This window comes from Bradyrhizobium sp. Leo170, from assembly GCF_004296405.1.
Lineage (GTDB): Bacteria > Pseudomonadota > Alphaproteobacteria > Rhizobiales > Xanthobacteraceae > Bradyrhizobium.
In genome coordinates this window covers 1-5612 of sequence record NZ_PSRR01000452.1, presented here as the reverse complement: position 1 = coordinate 5612, position 5612 = coordinate 1, and the positions used below count along the sequence as shown (strand labels likewise).

The 5612-nt window shown below is 58.7% G+C and carries 7 protein-coding genes; 5 read left to right on the top strand and 2 right to left on the bottom strand.

Translation table 11 applies throughout. The features are described 5' to 3' along the window. Positions 1-462: tyrosine-type recombinase/integrase (locus CWO89_RS40115; RefSeq protein ID WP_165421521.1), on the top strand; the 462-nt coding region annotated here is incomplete at its 5' end. Between the two features lie 657 nt (positions 463-1119). On the opposite strand, the gene CWO89_RS40110 is transcribed toward CWO89_RS40115, so the two are convergent. Beyond that, the gene (locus tag CWO89_RS40110; protein WP_130583796.1) at positions 1120-1893 is read right to left on the bottom strand and encodes an ImmA/IrrE family metallo-endopeptidase; all 774 of its coding nucleotides are present in this window, start codon (positions 1891-1893) and stop codon (positions 1120-1122) included. Next, positions 1835-2545: a hypothetical protein gene (locus CWO89_RS40105; protein WP_130583795.1), complete on the bottom strand. Its 711-nt coding sequence runs from the start codon at positions 2543-2545 to the stop codon at positions 1835-1837. The genes CWO89_RS40110 and CWO89_RS40105 overlap by 59 nt, the downstream gene beginning before the upstream one ends. Between CWO89_RS40105 and CWO89_RS40100 the strand changes: the two genes are divergently transcribed. The 4 genes from CWO89_RS40100 (at position 2544) to CWO89_RS40085 (ending at position 5424) form a co-directional block, all read left to right on the top strand. Next, positions 2544-2792, top strand: coding sequence for a DUF2285 domain-containing protein (locus tag CWO89_RS40100; RefSeq protein ID WP_130583794.1), 249 nt, complete (start codon positions 2544-2546; stop codon positions 2790-2792). The genes CWO89_RS40105 and CWO89_RS40100 overlap by 2 nt on opposite strands. Positions 2793-3081: 289 nt before the next feature. Continuing rightward, on the top strand, positions 3082-3300 hold the full coding sequence (locus CWO89_RS40095; protein ID WP_028168173.1) for a helix-turn-helix domain-containing protein: 219 nt from the start codon (positions 3082-3084) through the stop codon (positions 3298-3300). Then, positions 3290-3829 (top strand): S26 family signal peptidase, encoded by a 540-nt coding sequence (locus tag CWO89_RS40090; protein ID WP_165421520.1) that lies wholly within the window; start codon positions 3290-3292, stop codon positions 3827-3829. The genes CWO89_RS40095 and CWO89_RS40090 overlap by 11 nt, the downstream gene beginning before the upstream one ends. Before the next feature lie 395 nt (positions 3830-4224). Further along, the gene (locus tag CWO89_RS40085; protein ID WP_130230487.1) at positions 4225-5424 is read left to right on the top strand and encodes a Fic family protein; all 1200 of its coding nucleotides are present in this window, start codon (positions 4225-4227) and stop codon (positions 5422-5424) included. Positions 5425-5612: the final 188 nt, after the last annotated feature.

Below are 5612 nucleotides of genomic sequence, written 5' to 3'. Positions count from 1 at the left end.
AAAGTTTTCGGTACACACAAGGGTGCCGCGAAGACCAACAAGCGACAACCGACGGTTCCCATCCCCTTGCGCTTGCTTGCTCACCTGCGCCGCTGGCATCGGATTGATCCTGAGGCGAAGCATTTCGTTGAGTACAACGGCAAGCCGGTTAATTCGGTCAAGACGGCGTTCAAAAGTGCCGTGAGACTTGCGGGGCTTGGCCCGGGCATTTCCCCTTATACGTTGCGGCATACCGCAGCGACGTGGCTCATGCAGAGAGGGGCGGATCCTTGGCAGGCAGCAGGCTATCTCGGAATGTCGCTTGAGGTGCTGCTCAACACCTACGGTCACCATCATCCGGACTATTTGTCTGACGCGGTCGAGAAGATTGCCAAACGCGAGCCAGCCGGCGAACGAAAGACGCACGTATCTGGTGCGATAGCTGGTGCGGTGATTCCGATGAGGCGAAACGGCTCCTCATAACTCTTTGATTTCCTTGGTGGGCCCGGCAGGACTCGAACCTGCAACCAGACCGTTATGAGCGGCGGGATAGCGATTGGCTTCGTTGATTTTGCTGACTTTTTGTTTGAATCTGATCGCGTTCGTTGCGCTTCGGCCGGGTCGTTTCTGGTGGGAAACTGGCGCGGTAACGCCTGCTCATGCAGACCAGCCGGGCCTGACATCCGTAAGGTCTCCATCGCAGGGCTCTCCTCACGAGATCATCAAGCGGATCGACTTTACCCTCTCAAGGCTGAAACAGGGGTTCGATTCCCCTAGGGAGCGCCAAAAATTTCAACGACTTAGATCCGTTGTCCAGAAGTCGTCGAATATCCGTTGAATAAGCGTCGGCGAACGCTGGCGACCCCGCCATGCTAATCAGTAGGCACAGTCGCAGCTTATTCTCGCTTCCATCGCCGGCTAGAGGTCAGTGCCTCGATGCGCTGAGGGGCACGATCCGCTCGCGCAGCTGTCGCATAACTCCAGCGCGTTGTAGCGTGCAAATCGGACAGATCGGAAGCTGAAGACGGTGCAGTCTTCGAAGGCCATAGCAGCTTGCAGGATGGACCGCTACGGCCACTTGTTCAAATCAGACGACCACAAGGAGGCGATGGACATGATCGCCGCTGTGTTGCTTCTGACCTAGCGGCGTGATCCAAAGCCGCGATGTTGTCGCAAGGGCATGACAGGCGCTTGTCCGTTGTTCACGAAGCGATCGTAAGTATCTTCCAAATCCGTTTCTTCCCGAAAGAGGATTGGTGCACTCCCTTCGAAATGTAGGAGGGTGATTTCTTGGTCGTACCGTTCGGACCGAATGCACATCTCAAGGAGTCCTTCAGGAAATCCCCAGGCTTCGGCCGGCTGCACGAGCCCGGCCTTTGTTTCTTCGGTGAAGAACCGCCTTTTCGCAGACGCCGCAGCAGGGAGCTCGAACACCGTTTCTTTTGTGCGAATAAACCGTCCGGATTTGAGGGCCGAATCGCTCGATCGCGCCCATAGCGCGTAACCTTCATTTGATACGATCATCATGGCCCGCGTCTCGGTATATTCCAGCCATCGTAGGATCGCAGCGGTTAGGGACACGCCGTATCGTTTGGCAAGAGCGCTGAGGCGCTGGAAATCGGGCCGTTCATTGGCCGGAAGCTGACGCCGGAAATCATGAAAAGGCATCAAAAGCGTGGCCGCAAACTCGTCGGCTTCCTTTTCAATTCCTTTGCCGTCGCGTTGCAGGATGCTCTCTTCGTCGCAATAGACTCCGCCATCATATTGCTTATCGCTTTCAATCAGATCGCGATGCAAAATGTAATGCCCGAATTCATGCCCCAAGGTGAAGGCCTTCCGCCCCGGCGACTGGCTCTTATGATATGCAATGCCCCATTGCCGCGGCTTGGTCTCGCTGTAGACGAGGGCGCCCATGCAGCCTTTCAGATTGCGCTCTTCGACGGTGACGATCGGGCTTTGTGGCGCGATCTGCTTCGAATATCCAGGGCTTGCTGCGCAGATCGCTCAGCCAGAGCGACGGCGTGAGCGTGACGGTTTTCTCCCCTTCCTTCGTCTTCACGGCCAACTTGGTGGTCGCGCGCCATGAGGAGTCAGCGGAAGCGACATAGCAGACCACGAGACCGAATAGCGCTCGGGCTCTTTCTCGCGTTTGTCTGCAAAAATTTACTAGCTCGGGTTCCAAGAGCGCAATTTGCGACAAGGTTGCTTCGTGCAGGATCGCGCCGGTCACTTGCTCCGGCTCTGCCGCGATCGGCTTGAGCCCTCGCTCCGGAATTTCGTCGCGCTCGATCTCTACGATCAGTCCGGGATATGCGACGCCCCACTGGGTGAGTGCCGCAAGCATCTGCTCTCCGGCTGCGGCGTAGCGTTCGTCCAGGACACGGCCGGGCGGATAAGCTGACGCAAACTTGCGCGCGGCTTCCGGCCAGGTCGATACAGGAAGGATCATGGTTCGACGACGACTTGCTTTGTAGGTCGCCCCATCCGTTGCGAGGAGTGGTATTCGCCACGCGGTCGCTTCAGTGTCTTTGCCTCCAGTTTCCCATAGGTGGGAGAGGAGGCCCATGCTCGCGTTGATCGCCTTCCCGTGCTGCTCGGCAAGCGGCGATGAACGCCTCCATCACGCGCTGATCGCGCTCGATGAAAGCCTCAACGGCAAGACCTACCGGCAGATCGCGATCACGATCTTCGGAGAGAAAAAAGTTGCCGAGGAATGGCTCGGTCCCAGTCAGTTTCTCAAGGATCGCACGCGCCGGCTTGTCGCCAAGGGAACCGAGATGATGAAGGGCGGCTATCGCGATCTGCTGTATTAGAACGTTTCAAGCGAAGTCGGTACCGGCTCGCGTGAAGAACACGCATCAAAACAGGAATCGAGGGCTTCGGTTCTGATTCAATCAGAACTGAAGCTACTTTAGAACTTGGCTGGCCGTTGTCGGATGCCGGTCTTGCGCACGCCGATCGTCGCCCGCTTGACGAGCTTGGCTCGCGCGGGATGGCGAAACGGGCGCCTCTCATCTTCACCACTCCCAAAACCGCTCACAATCAGACGACGCTTCCTCTCCTACCTCAACCCCAGGGAGGTATGGAATAGGGAGCGTCGAAATGACCAAGAATGAAGAAAAGGTGCCGGACAAGCCGTTCCTCAATACCGTCGAGGCCGCCGCCTGGCTGAGGCTCACCAAGAACACGCTGGAGAAGATGCGGGTGCAGGGGCGAGGGCCCGCCTACCGCAAGCACGGACGCTATGTCCGCTACCACATCGAAGATCTCGTTGAATGGTCGCAGGCCAACAAGCGGAGGTCGACCTCCAATGCCGATTGATCGCACCCAACTAGCGCGCCAGGTCGGCGTTCTCTCGACCATGTGCGCCGGCATCATTGCCATGCTGGTGTCGTCCGCACCCGCGGTACCGCTTCTGATCTACAACGCCTCGGGCAGCGCGCCCTTGGGCTTCTATTATCTGGAGCCACGATTGCCGAAGCGCGGTGAGCTCGCAGTATTCAAGCCGCCGCCGGCGATCGAATTGTTCATCATCGCGCACAAAATCTTGCCTGTGCCGGTGCCGCTGCTGAAACAGATCGCCGCTATCGGCGGTGACGAAGTCTGCCGCGCCAAGGACCCGATTGGCACCATTGCCATCAACGGAAAGGTCATCGCCGAGGTGCTCGACAAGGACCGCGACGGGCGGCCGCTGCCGGCCTGGGAGGGGTGCTTGAGGCTCGTCGAGGGCGAGTTCTTTCTGCTGCAGCCACACCCGCATTCGTTCGACTCGCGATATTTCGGGCCGGTGTTGAGGTGCGATATTGTCGGCGTGGCGCGGCCGATCTGGACCTGGAATCCACCAGGCTAAAGCCGGGTGACTTTTCTTCGCATCGTCATCCCTCTTTGTTTGAGCATGATCTTCCCACGCAAACGCTTTGCTTTTGTCGCGAGGGAAAACCGGTTTCCACGTTTTTGGATCATGCTCTAACAGTCACCGCGGAGCGCGGCATCATGTGCCGCAGGAGCCGGGTGCCCCGGGCGGGCAGCCGGCGGGATCTCGCGGGATCGGCCAAGTAAGCGGCCAAAATAGCCATCAGGTAGGATTTTCTTCAGTTGTTTAAATTACTTATATGAGCTATGGATCGGCCAAAATTGACTTCCAAGCTTCTCGCTAAAATCGGCCACAGGATCGGCCAAAGCGGCCGCCATCAAGAAGAAAATTATTCATTTTTAATGCCTTAGCATAACATAAAATCGGCCGACATGAACCTACGTCTCGAAACCGTCGAACGCATCGAGCCCGCTAGGCTGGAGGAGATTTCCGAAGCCATCTCGGACGTGGTGGCGGAGCTTTCGGCGGCAACCGCCAAGCTCGGTTACGCGCTCCATCCGCAGACCGCGGCCCATCTGGCGGATCTCGTGCGGATCATGAACACCTACTACAGCAACCTGATCGAAGGTCATAACACCCGGCCACGGGATATCGAACGCGCGATCGGCGGTCATTTCGACAACGACGAAGGGCGGCGCAATCTGCAGATCGAGGCGGCCGCCCACGTCCATGTGCAGTCCGAAATCGATTCCATGGCGCTCGACAATCGCCTGCCTGAACCGGCCTCGATCGATTTCATTCTCTGGCTCCATCGCGAATTCTATCGCGACGCTTCCCCCGAAATGCTTCGGATCTGCGGCAATGGCACCGAGTTCACGATGGAGCCCGGCACCTGGCGGTCGCGAAACGAGCACGACGTTGCGGTCGGCCGGCATCAGCCACCTTCCAGCGAGCGTGTCGCGGCCTTTATGGAATATTTCGCGGAGCGTTATCGCTTCGAACGCCTGGGCAAGGCGGCGCGGATCATCGCCATTCCAGCGGCGCATCATCGCTTCAACTACATTCATCCGTTCGCGGACGGCAATGGTCGTGTCAGCCGCCTGATGAGCCACGCCATGGCGCATCAGGCCGGCATCGGAGCCCGTGGGCTGTGGTCGGTCTCGCGCGGACTGGCACGTGGTCTTACCGGCCCAGGCGATTACAGGCGGATGATGGACCACGCCGACACGCCCCGGCAGGGCGATCTCGATGGCCGTGGCAACCTCTCGCAACGCGCTTTGAGCGAATTCATTCTCTGGTTCCTGCGCGTGTGCCTCGATCAGGTGACGTTCATGTCAGGCTTGTTCGAGATCGACACGTTGGCTCAGCGATTGCGGAGTTTCGTCGACCGCAGCGAGAAGCTCAAGCCTGAAGCCGCCCGTCTTCTGGAGGAAGCGCTCATACGCGGACAGTTCGAGCGCGGCGAAGTCCCGCGCATCACCAGCCTGCCCGAACGGACGGCACGGCGCGTCTTCAACGATGTCGTCGCGACCGGTCTTCTTGCGTCCGAAACGCCCAAGGGGCCGGTGTCGCTGCGCTTTCCGATTGCTGCGCTCGACGTGCTGTTTCCACGCCTGTTTCCGGAGATCTAGAGGACACGGACGGCTTCGCGAGGCCGACGCGGCGATTTCCGGGAACGGATTTTACGCTCAAGCTTGCACGCTCTCAACTTGGACGAAGGTGCCGTCGCCTGTTGCGGAACGCCGTATCGCCGCGCAGCGATGCTCTACAAATCGATCCGTTATCCAGCGTGAAGCAATCAGTGGGCAGCTAGGCAGCT

Bases quoted from the DNA above. Each gene is read 5' to 3' on its own strand.
- CWO89_RS40110 (WP_130583796.1), bottom strand. From the start codon at position 1,893: ATGGGCGCCCTCGTCTACAGCGAGACCAAGCCGCGGCAATGGGGCATT.
- CWO89_RS40100 (WP_130583794.1), top strand. From the start codon at position 2,544: ATGCTCGCGTTGATCGCCTTCCCGTGCTGCTCGGCAAGCGGCGATGAA.
- CWO89_RS40105 (WP_130583795.1), bottom strand. From the start codon at position 2,545: ATGGGCCTCCTCTCCCACCTATGGGAAACTGGAGGCAAAGACACTGAA.
- CWO89_RS40095 (WP_028168173.1), top strand. From the start codon at position 3,082: ATGACCAAGAATGAAGAAAAGGTGCCGGACAAGCCGTTCCTCAATACC.
- CWO89_RS40090 (WP_165421520.1), top strand. From the start codon at position 3,290: ATGCCGATTGATCGCACCCAACTAGCGCGCCAGGTCGGCGTTCTCTCG.
- CWO89_RS40085 (WP_130230487.1), top strand. From the start codon at position 4,225: ATGAACCTACGTCTCGAAACCGTCGAACGCATCGAGCCCGCTAGGCTG.